This window comes from Paraburkholderia sediminicola (assembly GCF_046026855.1).
GTDB classification, from domain to species: Bacteria; Pseudomonadota; Gammaproteobacteria; order Burkholderiales; family Burkholderiaceae; genus Paraburkholderia; species Paraburkholderia sediminicola_A.
On record NZ_JAQQET010000020.1, the window covers coordinates 137,915 to 155,863 of the forward strand.

Annotated in this window: 20 protein-coding genes; all 20 read right to left on the reverse strand. The window is 58.6% G+C overall.

What is annotated here, in order from left to right; translation table 11 throughout:
* The 20 genes from rplE to rpoC all read right to left on the reverse strand — a co-directional run bounded on the left by rplE (position 1) and on the right by rpoC (position 17,948).
* Complete coding sequence (gene rplE / locus PQR40_RS22565; RefSeq protein ID WP_091019622.1) at positions 1-540, reverse strand: 50S ribosomal protein L5; 540 nt, start codon at positions 538-540, stop codon at positions 1-3.
* Positions 541-557: 17 nt separating this feature from the next.
* The gene (gene rplX / locus PQR40_RS22570; RefSeq protein ID WP_408241244.1) at positions 558-866 is read right to left on the reverse strand and encodes a 50S ribosomal protein L24; all 309 of its coding nucleotides are present in this window, start codon (positions 864-866) and stop codon (positions 558-560) included.
* Positions 867-875: 9 nt separating this feature from the next.
* Positions 876-1,244 carry a 50S ribosomal protein L14 gene (gene rplN, locus PQR40_RS22575; RefSeq protein ID WP_006052212.1) on the reverse strand — a complete coding sequence of 123 codons (369 nt, stop codon included), beginning with the start codon at positions 1,242-1,244 and terminating at the stop codon, positions 876-878.
* A gap of 290 nt (positions 1,245-1,534) precedes the next feature.
* Positions 1,535-1,807, reverse strand: coding sequence for a 30S ribosomal protein S17 (rpsQ, locus tag PQR40_RS22580; RefSeq protein WP_408241246.1), 273 nt, complete (start codon positions 1,805-1,807; stop codon positions 1,535-1,537).
* Positions 1,804-1,998: a 50S ribosomal protein L29 gene (gene rpmC / locus PQR40_RS22585; RefSeq protein ID WP_007180130.1), complete on the reverse strand. Its 195-nt coding sequence runs from the start codon at positions 1,996-1,998 to the stop codon at positions 1,804-1,806. Before rpmC ends, rpsQ begins: the two co-directional genes overlap by 4 nt.
* A 10-nt stretch (positions 1,999-2,008) precedes the next feature.
* Positions 2,009-2,425, reverse strand: coding sequence for a 50S ribosomal protein L16 (rplP, locus tag PQR40_RS22590; protein ID WP_007180131.1), 417 nt, complete (start codon positions 2,423-2,425; stop codon positions 2,009-2,011).
* Positions 2,426-2,427: 2 nt separating this feature from the next.
* Positions 2,428-3,234 carry a 30S ribosomal protein S3 gene (rpsC, locus tag PQR40_RS22595; RefSeq protein ID WP_408509894.1) on the reverse strand — a complete coding sequence of 269 codons (807 nt, stop codon included), beginning with the start codon at positions 3,232-3,234 and terminating at the stop codon, positions 2,428-2,430.
* An 11-nt stretch (positions 3,235-3,245) separates the two neighbouring features.
* Positions 3,246-3,578, reverse strand: a complete 333-nt coding sequence (rplV, locus tag PQR40_RS22600) for a 50S ribosomal protein L22 (RefSeq protein ID WP_197070230.1) — start codon at positions 3,576-3,578, stop codon at positions 3,246-3,248.
* A gap of 7 nt (positions 3,579-3,585) precedes the next feature.
* Positions 3,586-3,861 (reverse strand): 30S ribosomal protein S19, encoded by a 276-nt coding sequence (rpsS, locus tag PQR40_RS22605; protein WP_054036552.1) that lies wholly within the window; start codon positions 3,859-3,861, stop codon positions 3,586-3,588.
* Positions 3,862-3,871: 10 nt separating this feature from the next.
* The gene (gene rplB / locus PQR40_RS22610; RefSeq protein ID WP_408509895.1) at positions 3,872-4,699 is read right to left on the reverse strand and encodes a 50S ribosomal protein L2; all 828 of its coding nucleotides are present in this window, start codon (positions 4,697-4,699) and stop codon (positions 3,872-3,874) included.
* A 2-nt stretch (positions 4,700-4,701) separates the two neighbouring features.
* On the reverse strand, positions 4,702-5,016 hold the full coding sequence (gene rplW, locus PQR40_RS22615; protein ID WP_007180135.1) for a 50S ribosomal protein L23: 315 nt from the start codon (positions 5,014-5,016) through the stop codon (positions 4,702-4,704).
* The gene (gene rplD, locus PQR40_RS22620) at positions 5,013-5,633 is read right to left on the reverse strand and encodes a 50S ribosomal protein L4 (protein WP_007180136.1); all 621 of its coding nucleotides are present in this window, start codon (positions 5,631-5,633) and stop codon (positions 5,013-5,015) included. Before rplD ends, rplW begins: the two co-directional genes overlap by 4 nt.
* A complete protein-coding gene (rplC, locus tag PQR40_RS22625) occupies positions 5,633-6,292 on the reverse strand; it encodes a 50S ribosomal protein L3 (protein WP_007180137.1) in 660 nt (219 codons plus the stop codon). The genes rplD and rplC overlap by 1 nt, the downstream gene beginning before the upstream one ends.
* Before the next feature lie 201 nt (positions 6,293-6,493).
* Complete coding sequence (rpsJ, locus tag PQR40_RS22630) at positions 6,494-6,805, reverse strand: 30S ribosomal protein S10 (protein ID WP_091019600.1); 312 nt, start codon at positions 6,803-6,805, stop codon at positions 6,494-6,496.
* A gap of 126 nt (positions 6,806-6,931) precedes the next feature.
* Positions 6,932-8,122, reverse strand: coding sequence for an elongation factor Tu (gene tuf / locus PQR40_RS22635; protein WP_063497539.1), 1,191 nt, complete (start codon positions 8,120-8,122; stop codon positions 6,932-6,934).
* A 47-nt stretch (positions 8,123-8,169) separates the two neighbouring features.
* Entirely contained in the window at positions 8,170-10,272 is a 2,103-nt protein-coding gene (gene fusA / locus PQR40_RS22640) for an elongation factor G (RefSeq protein ID WP_408241253.1), read from the reverse strand.
* Between the two features lie 133 nt (positions 10,273-10,405).
* Positions 10,406-10,876, reverse strand: a complete 471-nt coding sequence (gene rpsG / locus PQR40_RS22645) for a 30S ribosomal protein S7 (RefSeq protein ID WP_006053291.1) — start codon at positions 10,874-10,876, stop codon at positions 10,406-10,408.
* 181 nt (positions 10,877-11,057) lie between these two features.
* Positions 11,058-11,438, reverse strand: a complete 381-nt coding sequence (rpsL, locus tag PQR40_RS22650) for a 30S ribosomal protein S12 (RefSeq protein WP_006998493.1) — start codon at positions 11,436-11,438, stop codon at positions 11,058-11,060.
* A 221-nt stretch (positions 11,439-11,659) separates the two neighbouring features.
* A complete protein-coding gene (gene recQ / locus PQR40_RS22655) occupies positions 11,660-13,507 on the reverse strand; it encodes a DNA helicase RecQ (RefSeq protein ID WP_408241256.1) in 1,848 nt (615 codons plus the stop codon).
* Positions 13,508-13,709: 202 nt separating this feature from the next.
* Positions 13,710-17,948, reverse strand: coding sequence for a DNA-directed RNA polymerase subunit beta' (gene rpoC / locus PQR40_RS22660; protein WP_408241258.1), 4,239 nt, complete (start codon positions 17,946-17,948; stop codon positions 13,710-13,712).
* Position 17,949: the final 1 nt, after the last annotated feature.

Sequence of the window (17,949 nt, forward strand, 5' to 3'; positions counted from 1 at the left end):
TCAGTTTCTGAACGGGAACTTGAAGCTGGCGAGCAGAGCCTTTGCTTCGTCGTCGGTCTTCGCAGTTGTCGTGATGCTGATGTTCAGCCCACGCAGTGCGTCGATCTTGTCGTAGTCGATTTCGGGGAAAATGATCTGCTCTTTCACACCGATGTTGTAGTTGCCGCGACCATCGAACGCACGACCCGACACGCCACGGAAGTCACGCACACGGGGGAGCGCAACCGTCACGAAACGGTCCAGAAATTCGTACATTGCCTGACCACGCAACGTGACCATTGCACCGATCGGATAGCCCTGACGGATCTTGAAGCCAGCGATTGCCTTGCGTGCCTTCGTGATCACCGGCTTCTGGCCTGCGATCTTCGTCAGGTCGCCAACGGCGTTTTCGATGATCTTCTTGTCAGCAACCGCTTCGCCAAGGCCCATGTTCAGGGTGATCTTGGTGATGCGCGGCACTTCCATCACGGACTTGTAACCGAACTTCTCAGTGAGGCCGGGTACAACCTTTTCTTTGTAAAACTCTTGCAAACGAGCCATTTTTTTACTCCGCTGCGTCAGGCGCTCAGCACAGCACCGGTCGTCTTAAGGAAACGAACCTTCTTGTCCCCTTCGACCTTGATGCCTACACGCGACGCCTTGCCATTCGCGTCGACCAATGCGACGTTCGAAATTTGCAGCGGCATCGTCTTGGCTTCCACACCGCCCGTCGTACCCTTCATCGGGTTCGGCTTGACGTGCTTCTTGACGAGGTTGATACCCTCGACAATGACTTTGTCTTCGCCAACGGACAGCACGATGCCGCGCTTGCCCTTATCTTTGCCGGTGATGACGATAACTTCGTCACCTTTGCGAATCTTGTTCATCGCGACTCCTTACAGCACTTCAGGTGCCAACGAAACGATCTTCATGAATCGTTCGCTGCGCAACTCGCGCGTAACAGGCCCGAAAATACGGGTGCCAATAGGTTCGAGCTTGGCATTCAACAGCACTGCCGCATTGCCATCGAACTTGATCAGCGAGCCGTCCTGACGGCGCACGCCCTTGGCGGTGCGAACCACCACGGCGTTATAAATTTCGCCTTTCTTTACGCGCCCGCGCGGCGTTGCTTCTTTGACGGTCACCTTAATGATGTCGCCAATGCTGGCATAACGACGCTTCGAGCCGCCGAGCACCTTGATGCACATGACTTCACGCGCACCCGTGTTGTCGGCCACTTCAAGCCGAGTTTCGGTCTGGATCATGGTTTATCTATCCCAACTTAATCCGGTCACACCACCATGGCGTACCCGGTCAGTCTTGGTCCCGTCAGCCAATCGGCTGCTTGGGTATGAACAGCAGCGACGGCAAACGAAACCCGCCATCGCAATCCGGTGAATCCTTCGGAACAGACTGGCGCCTGAACCGCTTCCCCCACCAACTTCGCCCGCGACGGGGCTCCCATAAAAGAGGGAAGACCGAGATTATAACAAATAATCTCGGTCTTGCAAGCGAAACTTACTGCGACTTCAACTACTTCTACAACTTTGCGGCGTCAGATGACGCGAGCAGCCTCGAGCAGGCGAGCCACAACCCAAGCTTTCGTCTTCGAAATCGGACGCGTTTCCTGGATTTCAACGAGGTCGCCCTCGTTGTACGTGTTCGCATCGTCGTGCGCGTGGTACTTCTTCGAACGCACAACGTACTTGCCGTAGATCGGGTGCTTCACGCGGTGCTCAACCAGCACGGTGACCGTCTTGTCCATCTTGTTGCTGACGACCTTGCCGACCAGCGTCCGCTTGAGCGAGGTTTTTACGCTATCGTTCATTTCTGGTTCGCCTTCTCAGTCAGGACGGTCCGCACACGTGCGATGTCGCGACGAACCTTCTTCAGCTGGCTCGTGTTCGTGAGCTGCTGGGTCGCGAGTTGCATGCGCAGGCCGAATTGCGCCTTCAACAGGTCCGACAGCTCCTTGTTGAGCGCGGCCTGATCTTTCTGGTGAAGTTCGGAAGCCTTCATCATTTGCTCCTTAGGCGCCGAGCTGACGCACGATAAACGTCGTCTTAAGCGGCAGCTTAGCTGCAGCCAGACGGAACGCTTCGCGTGCCAGCTCTTCGGTTACGCCGTCCATTTCGTACAGCATCTTGCCCGGTTGAATCTCCGCGACGTAGTACTCAGGGTTACCTTTACCGTTACCCATACGTACTTCAGCCGGCTTGTGCGAGATCGGCTTGTCCGGGAAGATGCGGATCCAGATGCGGCCACCACGTTTGATGTGACGCGTCATTGCACGACGTGCCGCTTCAATCTGGCGCGCGGTCAAGCGACCACGACCGATAGCCTTCAGGCCGAACTCACCGAACGACACCGCGTTGCCGCGGGTAGCGATACCGGTGTTACGACCCTTCTGCTCTTTGCGATACTTTCTGCGTTTCGGTTGCAGCATCGTTATTCTCCAGTCTTCCCGCCGTCGCCGGCACCGCCAGCACGACGAGGAGCGCCACGGCGTGCACCTGCCGGGCCACCACCTTCACCATCGCGACGCGGACGGCGATCGCCACCCGGACGTGCGTTGCGGCGCGGACGCTTTTCTTCGGTGACTTCTTCAACCACCGGTGCGTCGTTGCGGCCAAGCGTGTCGCCCTTGTAGACCCACACCTTCACGCCGATGATGCCGTACGTCGTCTTCGCTTCCGAAGTTGCGTAGTCGATATCAGCACGCAGCGTATGAAGGGGCACGCGACCTTCGCGATACCATTCCGTACGAGCGATTTCGATACCGTTCAGGCGGCCAGCGCTCATGATCTTGATGCCTTGAGCACCCAGACGCATTGCGTTTTGCATCGCACGCTTCATCGCGCGGCGGAACATAATCCGGCGCTCGAGTTGTTGCGTGATCGAGTCAGCGATCAGTTGCGCATCGGTTTCCGGCTTGCGGATTTCTTCGATGTTGACGTGGACCGGAACGCCCATGCGGCGTTGCAGTTCCGACTTCAGCAGCTCGATATCCTCGCCCTTCTTACCGATGACGACACCCGGACGCGAACTATAAATCGTGATGCGCGCGTTTTTCGCCGGACGCTCGATGACGACGCGGCCAACCGAAGCGTTTTTCAGCTTCTTCTTCAGGTATTCACGAACACCGATGTCTTCCTGCAACATCGCCGCGAAATTGTTGTTGTTCGCGTACCAACGCGACGCCCAATTGCGGCTGACGGCCAAACGGAAGCCAGTCGGATGAATTTTCTGTCCCATCGTATGACCCCTTAATTCCCGACCGTCACAGTGATGTGACAGGATTGCTTCTCGATGCGGTTACCACGGCCTTTAGCGCGCGCGGTAAAACGCTTGAGCGATGCAGCCTTGTCGACCATGATGCTCGTTACCTTGAGCTCGTCGATATCGGCGCCTTCGTTGTGCTCCGCATTCGCGATCGCCGACAGCACGACCTTTTTCACGATTCCCGCAGCCTTCTTCGGCGAGAACGTCAGAACGTTCAACGCCTTGTCGACCGGCAAACCGCGGATCTGGTCAGCCACAAGGCGCGTTTTCTGCGCCGAGATGCGGGCACCGCGATGAATTGCTTTCACTTCCATCATGAGCCCCTTATTTCTTAGCCTTCTTGTCGGCTGCATGACCCTTGAACGTCCGGGTCAATGCAAACTCGCCAAGCTTGTGGCCGACCATGTTTTCCGAGATGTACACCGGGACGTGTTGACGGCCGTTATGCACAGCAATCGTCAGACCGATGAAATCCGGCAAAATTGTCGAACGACGCGACCAGGTTTTGATCGGCTTCTTGTCACGCGCAGCAGCTGCCGACTCAACTTTCTTCAGCAAATGGGCGTCGCAGAACGGACCTTTTTTTACAGAACGTGCCATTGCCTACTCCTTAACGCTTGTGACGGCGCTGGACGATCATGCTCGTCGTGCGCTTATTGCTGCGGGTGCGATAACCCTTAGCAGGCGTGCCCCACGGGCTCACCGGATCGCGACCTGCAGCCGTCTTGCCTTCACCACCACCGTGCGGGTGATCGACCGGGTTCATTGCAACGCCACGCACCGTCGGGCGGATACCGCGCCAGCGATTCGCGCCAGCCTTACCGATTTGACGGAGGCTATGCTCTTCGTTGCCAACTTCACCAATCGTCGCGCGGCATTCAACGTGAACGCGGCGGATTTCACCTGAGCGCAGGCGGACCTGTGCGTAGATGCCTTCACGAGCCAGCAACATCGCCGATGTGCCAGCCGAACGCGCCATTTGCGCGCCCTTGCCCGGCAGCATTTCGATGCAGTGAATCGTCGTACCGACCGGAATGTTGCGAATCGGCAGCGTGTTACCTGCGCGGATCGGAGCTTCCGAACCCGACATCAGTTGCTGACCAACCGACACACCCTTCGGAGCGATGATGTACTTGCGCTCGCCGTCTGCGTACAGAACCAGCGCGATGTTCGCGCTACGGTTCGGATCGTACTCGAGACGTTCGACCTTAGCCGGAATGCCATCCTTCGTGCGACGGAAATCGACGACACGATAGTGATGCTTGTGACCACCACCCTTATGGCGCGTGGTGATGTGGCCGTTGTTGTTACGGCCGGCGGTCGAGGATTGCGAATCGAGCAGCGGTGCGAACGGCTTGCCCTTATGCAGATCCTTGTTGACCACTTTGACCATCGCGCGGCGACCCGGCGAAGTCGGCTTAACTTTAACGATTGCCATGATTACTTGGCCTCCGCTTCAAAGTTGATTTCCTGGCCGGGCTTCAGGCAGACGTACGCCTTCTTCACGTCCTTGCGCTTGCCCATGAAACGGCCAAAGCGCTTGGCTTTGCCTTTCGAGACCAGCACGTTGACGGAATTGACTTCCACCTTGAACAGCAGCTCGACTGCGGCTTTCACTTCCTGCTTCGTGGCATCGGGCGCGACTTCGAACACAACTTGCTCGTTCTTGTCGGCCACCAGCGTCGCCTTTTCGGAGATCACCGGCGCGAGCAGGACCTGCATCAAACGATGATCGTTTTTGCGAATCTCGCTCATGACAGCAACTCCTCGATCTGGGCGACCGCAGCCTTCGTGATCAGGATCTTCTTGAAGTAGATCAGCGACAGCGGGTCGGCGTAACGCGGCTCGACAACTGCCACATGGGCCAGGTTGCGTGACGCGAGGTACAGGTTTTCGTCAACCGTGTCGGTAATCACCAGCACGGAGTCGAGACCCATCGCCTTGAATTTTTCGGCCAGCAGCTTCGTCTTCGGCGCCTCGAGCGTCAGCTCGTCGACCACCGAGATGCGGCCTTCGCGGGCCAGCTGCGAGAAGATCGAGCAGAGACCTGCGCGATGCATCTTCTTGTTGACCTTGTGCGAAAAGTTTTCTTCCGGCGAATTCGGGAAGATCCGGCCACCGCCGCGCCACAACGGGCTCGACGACATACCGGCACGGGCACGGCCCGTACCCTTCTGGCGCCACGGCTTCTTGGTCGTGTGCTTGACTTGCTCACGGTCCTTCTGCGCGCGGTTACCGCTACGGGCATTCGCTTGATACGCCACCACTACCTGGTGAATCAGGGCTTCGTTGTAATCGCGACCGAACACTACGTCCGACGCGCTAACGCCTGCACCTTCCTGACCATTGGCATTCAGGAGCTTAAGTTCCATTATTTCGCTCCTTTCACGGCACGCGTCTTCACGGCCGGCGTAACGAATACCTTGCCACCCTTCGCACCCGGAACGGCGCCCTTGACCAGCAACAGCTTGCGGTCAGCGTCGATACGAGCGATTTCGAGGTTTTGCACGGTTACCGTATCGTCACCCATGTGACCGGTCATGCGCTTACCCGGGAAAACACGACCCGGATCCTGCGCCATACCGATCGAACCCGGCACGTTGTGCGAGCGCGAGTTACCGTGCGATGCACGGCCGGATGCGAAGTTGTAACGCTTGATGGTACCGGCGTAGCCCTTACCGATCGACACGCCTTGCACGTCGACCTTCTGGCCTACTTCGAACAGGTCGGGACCGACCACGGTGCCGTTCGACAACTCGGCAGCCTTGGCAGCATCGATCTGGAATTCTTTGAGGATTTCACCGGCTTGAACACCGGCTTTGGCGAGATGACCGGCCAACGGCTTCGTCACACGCGATGCACGGCGCGTACCGAATGCAACCTGCACGGCGGTGTAGCCGTCGGTTTCAACAGTCTTGATCTGCGTCACGCGGTTGTCGGACACGTCCAGCACGGTAACGGGAATCGAATCCCCTTCTGCCGTGAAGATACGGGTCATGCCAACCTTGCGACCTACGAGTCCAAGGCTCATCGTTTTCTCCATTCCCGACTGCGATTGGTCGGGGCTAATTTACAAAATGCCGGCGCCGTTTCGGGCATGAATTCATGCTGCAGCACACCGACTTTTTTGCGCAAATGCGCGAAAAGCCTTGCATTATAGCGAGGCTTTTCGTTTTCCGCAAGCAATCAATGACTTAGCGTTGTCCAGCACGCCGGACAACCTCTGGAAGCCTTATTGCAGCTTGATTTCCACGTCCACGCCAGCCGGCAGGTCCAGCTTCATCAGTGCGTCAACGGTCTTGTCCGTCGGATCGACGATGTCCATCAGACGTTGATGCGTACGGATTTCGAGCTGATCACGCGACGTCTTGTTGACGTGCGGCGAACGCAGGATGTCGAAACGTTGAATGCGGGTCGGCAGGGGCACCGGACCACGAACGATTGCGCCTGTCCGCTTTGCCGTGTCGACGATTTCTGCTGCCGATTGATCGATCAAGCGATAATCGAAAGCCTTCAGGCGAATGCGGATTTTTTGATTCGGCATGACAATTCCTTGGAAAGAGCGAGGCGGTATTGCGCCGCCAGATAGTAAAAGAACGTAGAGCCGGACACCCGCCATGGGGCGGCGCCCGGCTCCGGGCACCACTTATTGCAACTTCAACCCTCGATTTTACTCGAGAATCTTGGCAACGACACCAGCACCGACCGTACGGCCGCCTTCGCGAATTGCGAAGCGCAGACCTTCTTCCATCGCGATCGGGTTGATCAGCTTCACCGTGATCGACACGTTGTCGCCCGGCATGACCATTTCCTTGTCCTTCGGCAACTCGATCGAGCCCGTCACGTCCGTCGTACGGAAGTAGAACTGCGGACGATAGTTGTTGAAGAACGGCGTGTGGCGGCCGCCTTCGTCCTTGCTCAGCACGTACACTTCAGCCGTGAAGTGCGTGTGCGGGTTGATCGAGCCCGGCTTCGCCAGAACCTGACCACGCTCCACGTCTTCACGCTTCGTGCCGCGCAGCAGGATACCCACGTTGTCGCCTGCCTGACCCTGGTCGAGCAGCTTGCGGAACATTTCCACGCCCGTGCAGGTCGTCTTCACCGTCGGCTTGATACCCACGATTTCGATTTCTTCGCCGACCTTCACGACGCCGCGCTCAACGCGACCCGTCACCACCGTGCCGCGACCCGAGATCGAGAACACGTCTTCCACCGGCATCAGGAACGCACCGTCAACTGCGCGCTCCGGCGTCGGGATGTACGTGTCCAGCGCGTCGGCCAGATTCATGATCGCCACTTCGCCCAGCTCGCCCGTGTCGCCTTCCAGCGCCAGCTTGGCCGAACCCTTGATGATCGGCGTGTCGTCGCCCGGGAAGTCGTACTTCGACAGAAGTTCACGAACTTCCATCTCGACGAGCTCCAGCAGCTCTGCGTCGTCCACCATGTCGCACTTGTTCAGGAACACGATGATGTACGGAACGCCAACCTGACGCGCCAGCAGAATGTGCTCACGCGTTTGCGGCATCGGGCCGTCTGCGGCCGAGCACACCAGGATCGCGCCGTCCATCTGCGCTGCGCCCGTGATCATGTTCTTCACATAGTCAGCGTGGCCCGGGCAATCGACGTGCGCGTAGTGGCGGTTAGCCGTTTCGTACTCGACGTGCGCCGTGTTGATCGTGATACCACGTGCCTTTTCTTCCGGCGCCGCGTCGATCTGGTCGTATGCCTTTGCTTCGCCGCCAAACTTCTTGGTCAGAACCGTCGTGATCGCTGCCGTCAGCGTGGTCTTGCCGTGGTCAACGTGACCGATCGTGCCGACGTTCACGTGCGGCTTGGTCCGTTCGAATTTACCTTTAGCCATGTTTCTCTTCTTTCAAAAAGTTAATCGTTGAATGACTTGCCGCGCGATTACTTCGACTTCGCGTTGATGATCGCTTCAGACACGTTGCGCGGTGCTTCGGAGTAGTGCTTGAACTCCATCGTGTACGTTGCACGGCCTTGGCTCAGCGAACGCAGCGAAGTCGAGTAGCCGAACATTTCCGACAGCGGAACTTCAGCGCGAACGATCTTGCCGCCGCCGATCATGTCTTCCATGCCCTGAACAATACCGCGACGGCCCGACAGATCGCCCATCACGTTGCCCATGTAGTCTTCCGGCGTTTCGACTTCGACGGCCATCATCGGTTCGAGGATGACCGGCTGAGCCTTGCGCATTGCTTCCTTGAACGCCATCGAACCGGCCATGCGGAACGCATTTTCGTTCGAGTCAACATCGTGGTACGAACCGAACGTCAAGTGAACCTTCACGTCAACGACCGGGAAGCCTGCCAGCACGCCAGCCTTCAGCGTTTCCTGGATACCCTTGTCGACTGCCGGGATGTATTCACGCGGAATCACACCGCCCTTGATCTCGTCCAGGAACTCGTAGCCCTTGCCTTGCTCATTCGGCTCGAGCGTGATGACCGCGTGACCGTACTGGCCGCGACCACCCGACTGCTTGACGAACTTGCCGTCGACGTCTTCCGCCTTGCCGCGGATCGTTTCGCGGTAAGCAACCTGCGGCTTGCCGACCGTTGCTTCGACGCCGAATTCACGCTTCATCCGGTCGACCAGAATTTCGAGGTGGAGCTCGCCCATACCCGAAATAATGGTTTGACCCGATTCTTCGTCCGTTTGAACGCGGAACGACGGATCTTCCTGAGCCAGACGATTCAGCGCCAGACCCATCTTTTCCTGGTCGGGTTTCGTCTTCGGCTCAACAGCCTGCGAAATCACCGGCTCCGGGAAAATCATGCGTTCAAGCACGATCGGGTGCAGCGGATCGCACAGCGTGTCGCCCGTGGTCGCGTCTTTCAAGCCAACTGCAGCAGCGATGTCGCCTGCGTGCACTTCCTTGATTTCTTCACGCTGGTTTGCGTGCATCAACAGAATACGACCGAGACGTTCCTTCTTGTCCTTGGTCGCGTTCAGCAGCGTGTCACCCGACTTCGTCGTACCGGAGTACACACGGAAGAAGATCAACTGGCCGACAAACGGATCGGTCATGATCTTGAACGCGAGGGACGAGAACTTCTCGTCGTCAGCTGCGCGACGCTCGGCCTTTTCACCGTTTTCGAGTTCACCCGTAACCGGCGGAATGTCGATCGGCGACGGCAGGAAGTCGAGCACGGCGTCCAGCATCCGTTGCACACCCTTGTTCTTGAACGCGGTACCACACAGCATCGGCTGGATTTCGCACGCGATCGTACGGTCGCGCAGACCCTTGATGATTTCCGCTTCCGTCAGTTCGCCCGACTCGAGGTACTTGTTCATCAGGTCTTCGTTCGACTCTGCCGCCGCTTCGACCATCTTCTCGCGCCATTCATTGCACGTGTCGAGGAGCTCAGCCGGGATTTCTTCGTACGAGAACTTCGTGCCTTGGGACGCTTCGTCCCAAATGATCGCCTTCATCTTCAGCAGATCGACCACGCCCGTAAACGTTTCTTCTGCGCCGATAGGTACAACGACCGGAACCGGGTTCGCCTTCAGACGCAGCTTGAGCTGGTCGTAAACCTTGAAGAAGTTCGCGCCGGTACGGTCCATCTTGTTGATGAACGCGAGACGGGGAACCTTGTACTTGTTAGCTTGACGCCACACGGTTTCCGACTGCGGCTGCACGCCGCCCACTGCGCAGTACACCATGCATGCACCGTCGAGCACGCGCATCGAGCGCTCAACTTCAATCGTGAAGTCAACGTGGCCCGGGGTGTCGATGATGTTGATGCGGTGCTCAGCACGGTCGCCGGCCATGCCTTTCCAGAATGCCGTGGTAGCAGCGGACGTGATCGTAATGCCGCGTTCCTGCTCCTGCTCCATCCAGTCCATGGTGGCAGCGCCGTCGTGAACTTCACCAATCTTGTGGTTCACGCCGGTGTAGAACAGGATGCGCTCGGTCGTCGTCGTTTTGCCGGCGTCGATGTGAGCGCTAATACCGATGTTACGGTAGCGCTCGATAGGTGTCTTGCGAGCCACTTTAATCCTCAATTGGGATGACGCGATGCGAGAAAATACCCATCGCGCTGTAACACAAACGGGCGAGGCGCTTTGTAAGCGCACCCGCCCGGAATTTCTTTCCGTTTTTCTGCTAAACCCGGGTTCGGGAAGCTTAGAAACGGAAGTGCGAGAACGCCTTGTTGGCTTCTGCCATCCGGTGAACTTCGTCGCGCTTCTTCATCGCGCCGCCACGGCCTTCGGCCGCTTCGGAGAGTTCACCTGCCAGACGCAGGGCCATCGACTTCTCGCTGCGCTTCTTCGCGGCTTCACGCAACCAACGCATCGCCAATGCCATACGACGCGACGGACGCACTTCGACCGGAACCTGATAGTTCGCACCACCAACGCGGCGGCTCTTAACTTCGACCACCGGCTTGACGTTGTTGAGCGCTACCGTGAACACTTCCAGCGGGTCCTTGCCACCCTTGGTCTGGATCTGTTCGAAAGCGCCGTACACAATGCGCTCAGCAACCGACTTCTTGCCGGAGAGCATCAGCACGTTCATGAACTTAGCTACATCTACGTTACCGAACTTCGGATCCGGCAACACTTCCCGCTTGGGGACTTCGCGACGACGCGGCATGTTTCTTCCTTTACTTTTCAGTTGGAGCTGTCTATCAGCCCCGCGGCCACCAACTAACCCGATTCATCCCTAACGACTTACCAGCCTGGTCGGGTGACCACTTACTCGACAGCACCGGCGATTCCGGCACCACCGCTATTACCGCCCTTACAGGCGACCTGAAACTACATTGACCGGCTAATTACTTGCCAGCCTTGGCACGCTTCGCGCCGTACTTCGAGCGAGCTTGCTTACGATCCTTGACGCCCTGGGTATCCAGCGAGCCGCGAACCATGTGGTAACGCACACCCGGCAAGTCCTTAACACGGCCGCCGCGAATCAGCACGACCGAGTGTTCCTGCAGGTTGTGGCCTTCACCACCGATGTACGAAATGACTTCGAAGCCGTTCGTCAGGCGCACCTTGGCAACCTTACGGAGTGCCGAGTTCGGCTTCTTAGGCGTCGTGGTGTACACACGGGTGCACACGCCACGCCGCTGGGGGCAGTCCTGCAAAGCCGGGCTCTTGCTCTTCGTCGTTTCCGACGCGCGGCCTTTGCGAACCAGTTGATTGATGGTTGGCATTGTTTATTCCTGAAATTGAACAAAATCGACGCATCTGTTTCCGGGCAAAGCAGAAACGATTGCGCATCGAACTCCCGGACCAAGGTGTCAGCGCACGAATTCACTTCGCGCACAGGCATTCCAAGAACCGGAACCTAGCATAATATTCCGAAAATGCTAAGCGAGTCAACAGGTTGCAATGTTTCGCACGCCTGCCGACCTCAAACAGCGCTCGCCGGGTCTCAGTCGGCGGCGACAACTTCCAGCAATTCGTCGCCGAAACGGTCGAGTTTGCGCGCACCCATGCCAGGAATACCACGCAAATCCTCGATGGAATCGGGACCGTTGCGGGCAATTTCCGCCAGCGTGGCGTCGTGGAAGATGACATAGGCCGGCACGCCATCGCTCTTCGCCGTCTCCGTGCGCCAGGTGCGCAGGCGCTCCCAGCGGGCACGCTCGCGCGGGCCCATACCGATCGTCGGGTCGGCCCGCTCGCTTGTGCGACTGGACGACTGACGTGTACGCGTGGGCTTCACATAGCGGCGCATCGTGACATTCTGCTCACTCTTCAGCACGGCTTTAGCAGCCTCAGTCAGTACCAGCGAGCCGAAACCTTCGTGGTCGACGGTGAGGTAGCCGAATGCGACGAGCTGACGGAAGATAGCGCGCCACTCGGGCTCGCCGAGCCCGGCGCCGATTCCGAACGTGGTCAGCTTTTCGTGGCCACGTTGCAGGACCTTCTCGCTGCGGTTACCGCGGAGAATATCGATCAAGTGCCCGGCGCCGAAATGAAAGCCGCTCGCCCGCTGCGCGCGGAATACGCAGGACAGCGCCATCTGCGCTTCGCGCGTCGCGTCCCATGTGTCAGGCGGTTCGATGCAGTTGTCACAGTTGCCGCAAGGCTTGCTCGATTCTCCGAAATACGCGAGCAACCGCACCCGGCGGCAGGTCGCCGCTTCGCACAGGCCAAGTAAAGCGTCGAGCTTGCCTGTCTGAACACGCTTATGCGCATCGTCGGCGTCGGACTCGTCAATCATCTTGCGCTGCTGCACGACGTCGCCAAGACCGTATGCCATCCAGGCATTGGCGGGCATGCCATCGCGGCCGGCGCGACCGGTTTCCTGATAGTAGCCTTCAACGCTCTTCGGCAAATCAAGGTGAGCCACAAAGCGCACGTCCGGCTTGTCGATACCCATACCAAAGGCGATCGTCGCGCACATCACAATGCCTTCCTCGCGCTGAAACATCTCCTGATGCTTCTGGCGGATTTCGAACTCCATGCCGGCGTGGTAAGGCAACGCGCGCATGCCTTTCTCTTTCAACCACTCGGCCGTTTCTTCGACCTTGCGCCGCGACAGGCAATACACCACGCCGGCGTCGGTCGTACCGTCCGGCCTCGAATGTTCGGCGCGAATGAAGTCGAGCAGTTGAGCGCGCGCATTATCTTTTTCGACGATGCGGTAACGGATATTGGGCCGATCGAAACTCGAAACGAAGATGCGCGCGTCATCAAGCGCGAGGCGGTGGATGATTTCGTCGCGTGTGATCGCGTCGGCGGTCGCGGTAAGCGCGATGCGCGGCACGTTCGGAAAGCGCTCGTGCAGTACCGACAGCTGAATATATTCAGGACGGAAATCGTGACCCCATTGCGATACGCAATGCGCTTCGTCGATTGCGAACAGGCCGATGCGCGTGCGCTCGAGCAGTTCCTGGAAACGAGGCGTCATCAACCGTTCCGGCGCCACATACAACAGATCGATTTCGCCTTCGCGCAACGCGCGCTCGGTAGCCATCGCTTCCGCGCTCGACAGCGTCGAGTTCAGGTACGCGGCGCGCACACCGACTTCCGTGAGCGCGGCGACCTGGTCCTGCATCAATGCGATCAGCGGAGACACCACGATCCCCGCTCCGCATCCAGCTTCGCGCCGCACCAGTGACGGAATCTGATAGCACAACGACTTGCCGCCGCCCGTCGGCATCAGCACGAGGCAATCGCCGCCGCCGGCGACGTGCTCGACAATTTCGCCCTGCTGTCCTCTGAACGCGGGGTAACCGAAGACTTCGTTGAGGATTTCGAGCGGACGGGACATGAATTTGAGAGAAGCAGCGTAATGCCGGTGACACGAATTTTACCAACCCATTCGTGCTGCGCCCGCGCTTTGCACAAACGTTAGCCGTTTGGCCTACGAATCCACAAAACCGCACAAAAATGAGGCGCATAAAAAAAGCCGCTCAGTCGAAACTGAGCGGCTTCGCTGGCTGGTGAGCCCGAGCGGCTTGCGCCGCCGGGACTTACTCGCCTGAGTGCTGCTGTTCGGCGGCCGGGGTTTCCGGCGTACCGAATTCGAACGACTCTTCCGCTGCGATCTGATCGAAACGCTCACGGTCGGACAGTTCCTTGCTCTTGCGTGCCTTGTGGAACGCGAGACCCGTACCAGCCGGAATCAGACGACCAACGATCACGTTTTCCTTCAGCCCGCGCAAATCGTCGCGCTTGCCCATGATCGCCGCTTCGGTCAGCACGCGAGTCGTTTCCTGGAACGACGCCGCGGAGATGAACGAATCGGTCGACAGCGATGCCTTCGTGATACCGAGCAGCACGTTGTCGTAGGTTGCCGGGATCTTGTCTTCCGCAGCCATCCGGTCGTTCTCGTCGAGCATATCCGAGCGCTCGACCTGTTCGCCCATGATGAAGCGCGTGTCACCGTTATCGACGATCTGCACACGGCGCAGCATCTGACGGACGATCACTTCAATGTGCTTGTCATTGATCTTCACGCCCTGCAGACGATACACGTCCTGCACTTCGTCCACGATGTAGCGCGCCAGCGCTTCGACGCCCTGCAAACGCAGAATGTCGTGCGGATCAGCCGGCCCGTCGACAATCATTTCGCCCTTGTTGACGACCTGACCATCGTGCACCAGAACCTGCTTTTCCTTCGCGATCAGGAACTCGTGCTGATTGCCTTCGAGGTCCGTGATAACGAGACGCTGCTTGCCCTTCGTGTCCTTACCGAACGACGTCGTGCCCGTGACTTCCGCCAGAATACCGGCGTCCTTCGGCGAGCGCGCTTCGAACAGTTCGGCCACACGCGGCAGACCACCGGTAATGTCGCGAGTCTTTTGCGATTCAACCGGGATACGTGCCAGCACTTCACCGACCTGCACTTGCTGACCGTCCTTCACGGTGATCAGAGCGCCGACCTGGAAGCCGATCTGCACCGAGTGCTCGGTGTTCGGGATCTTGACTTCTTCGCCGTTCGCGTCGAGCAGCTTGACCTGCGGACGCACCGTCTTCGACGCTTGCGAACCGCGGCGCTTCACGTCGATCACGACCAGCGTCGAGAGACCCGTCACATCGTCGATCTGCTTGGCAACCGTCACGCCTTCTTCGACGTTTTCGAACTTCACCATACCACCGTACTCGGTGATGATCGGACGCGTCATCGGATCCCACGTCGCCAGTTGCGTGCCGGCCTTGATCTGCGCGCCGTCCAGTTGCAACAGCGTCGCGCCGTACGGCACCTTGTGGCGTTCACGCTCGCGGCCGTGGTCGTCGGTGATCATGGCTTCGCCCGAACGCGAAATGACGATCTGCTCGCCCTTCGCGTTGGTAACGTAACGCATGGTCGCCGTGAAACGCACCGTACCGTTCGACTTGGCTTCAACCGACGAAGCCACTGCCGCACGCGACGCCGCACCACCGATGTGGAACGTACGCATCGTGAGCTGCGTGCCCGGTTCACCGATCGACTGAGCAGCGATCACACCGACTGCTTCGCCAACGTTGACCGACGAGCCACGACCCAGGTCGCGGCCATAGCAGGCTGCGCACAGACCGTAACGCGTTTCGCAAGTCAGCGGCGTACGCACGCGCACTTCGTCGATGCCGAGGCGTTCGATTTCTTCGACCGCGTCTTCGTCGAGCAACGTGCCCGTTTCGTACAGCGTTTCCTGCGATTCAGGATTGACGACGTCAGCCACCGTCACGCGACCGAGGATACGGTCACGCAGTGCTTCGACGACTTCACCGCCTTCGACCAACGCCTTCATGGCGACGCCGTTGGACGTACCGCAGTCGTCCTCGACCACCACCAGATCCTGCGTCACGTCGACCAGGCGACGCGTCAGGTAACCCGAGTTGGCCGTCTTCAGTGCCGTATCAGCCAGACCCTTACGTGCACCGTGGGTCGAGATGAAGTACTGCAACACGTTCAGGCCTTCACGGAAGTTCGCCGTAATCGGCGTCTCGATGATCGAGCCGTCCGGCTTCGCCATCAGGCCACGCATACCGGCCAGCTGACGAATCTGAACTGCGGAACCACGAGCACCCGAGTCCGCCATCATGTAGATGGAGTTGAACGATTCCTGACGCGTTTCGTTGCCGTCGCGATCGACCACCGGTTCCGTCGACAGCTGTTCCATCATCGCCTTGCCGACCGCTTCCGACGTTGCCGACCAGATGTCGACCACGTTGTTGTAGCGCTCTTGCGACGTGACGAGACCCGACATGTACTGACGGTCGTATTCCTTCACCTTCTTCGCAGCATCGCCGACGATCTGTTCTTTTTGCGGCGGCACGAGCATGTCGTCGACGCAAATCGAAATACCGGCGCGCGTTGCCAGACGGAAACCCATCTGCATCAGCTGGTCGGCAAAAATCACCGTCTCACGCAGACCGCACTTGCGGAATGCGGTGTTGATCAGACGCGAGATTTCCTTCTTCTTCAGCGGCTTGTTCAGCACCGAGAACGGCAGACCCGGCGGCAGAATTTCCGACAGGATCGAACGGCCAACGGTCGTCGGATACAGCGTAATCTTCGGCACGAACTTCGGCGCGCCTTCCGACGTGTCTTCGTTATGGACCATTTCCGTGATCCGCACGTTGACGCGCGAGGCCAGCTCGACTTCCTTGTTCTCGTAAGCGCGCAGTGCTTCCGACACGCCGGTGAACGTCAGACCTTCGCCCTTGGCATTCACAGCTTCACGCGACGCGTAGTACAGGCCGAGCACGATATCCTGCGACGGCACGATCGACGGATCGCCGTTGGCCGGGAACAGGATGTTGTTCGACGCCAGCATCAGCGTACGCGCTTCCATCTGCGCTTCAAGCGACAGCGGCACGTGCACAGCCATCTGGTCACCGTCGAAGTCGGCGTTGAACGCCGCGCAAACGAGCGGGTGCAGCTGGATAGCCTTACCTTCGATCAGCACCGGCTCGAAAGCCTGAATGCCAAGGCGGTGCAGCGTCGGCGCACGGTTCAGCATGACCGGATGCTCGCGGATCACCTCTTCGAGGATGTCCCACACCACGGCTGTCTGATTCTCGACTTCCTTCTTCGCAGCCTTGATGGTGGTAGCAACACCCATCACTTCCAGCTTGTTGAAGATGAACGGCTTGAACAGTTCGAGCGCCATCAGCTTCGGCAGACCGCACTGATGCAGCTTGAGCGTCGGGCCGACCACGATCACCGAACGACCGGAGTAGTCAACGCGCTTACCGAGCAAGTTCTGACGGAAACGACCGCCCTTACCCTTGATCATGTCAGCGAGCGACTTCAGCGGACGCTTGTTCGCGCCGGTCATTGCCTTACCGCGACGACCGTTGTCGAGCAGCGAATCGACAGCTTCCTGCAGCATCCGCTTTTCGTTGCGGACGATGATTTCAGGCGCCTTCAATTCGAGCAGACGCTTCAACCGGTTGTTACGGTTGATCACACGGCGATACAGATCGTTCAGGTCCGACGTCGCGAAACGGCCGCCATCCAGCGGCACCAGCGGACGCAGTTCCGGCGGCAGCACCGGCAGCACTTCGAGCACCATCCAGTCCGGCTTGATGCCCGAACGTTGGAAAGCCTCGAGCACCTTCAGGCGCTTCGCGTACTTCTTGATCTTCGCTTCCGAACCCGTGTTCTTGAGTTCAGTGCGCAGCATCTCGACCTGTTCGTCGATATTGATCGCGCGCAGCAGTTCGCGAACACCTTCCGCGCCCATCTCGGCACGGAATTCGTCACCGTACTCTTCGACCTTGTTGTAGTAATCCTCTTCGGTCATGATCTGCCGCGCTTTCAGCGGCGTCATGCCCGGGTCGATCACCACGTATGCTTCGAAGTACAGCACGCGTTCGATGTCGCGCAGCGTCATGTCGAGCACCATGCCCAGACGCGACGGCAGCGACTTCAGGAACCAGATGTGAGCGACCGGCGAGGCCAACTCAATGTGGCCCATCCGTTCGCGACGCACCTTCGCGAGCGTCACTTCGACGCCGCACTTTTCACAGATCACGCCACGATGCTTCAGGCGCTTGTACTTGCCGCAAAGGCATTCGTAGTCTTTGATCGGCCCGAAGATCTTCGCGCAGAACAGACCATCGCGTTCCGGCTTGAACGTCCGGTAGTTGATGGTTTCCGGCTTCTTAACTTCACCGAACGACCACGAACGGATCTTGTCTGGCGAGGCCAGACCGATCTTGATCGCGTCAAAAACTTCAGGCTGTTGGACTTGCTTGAATAGATCGAGCAGAGCTTTCATT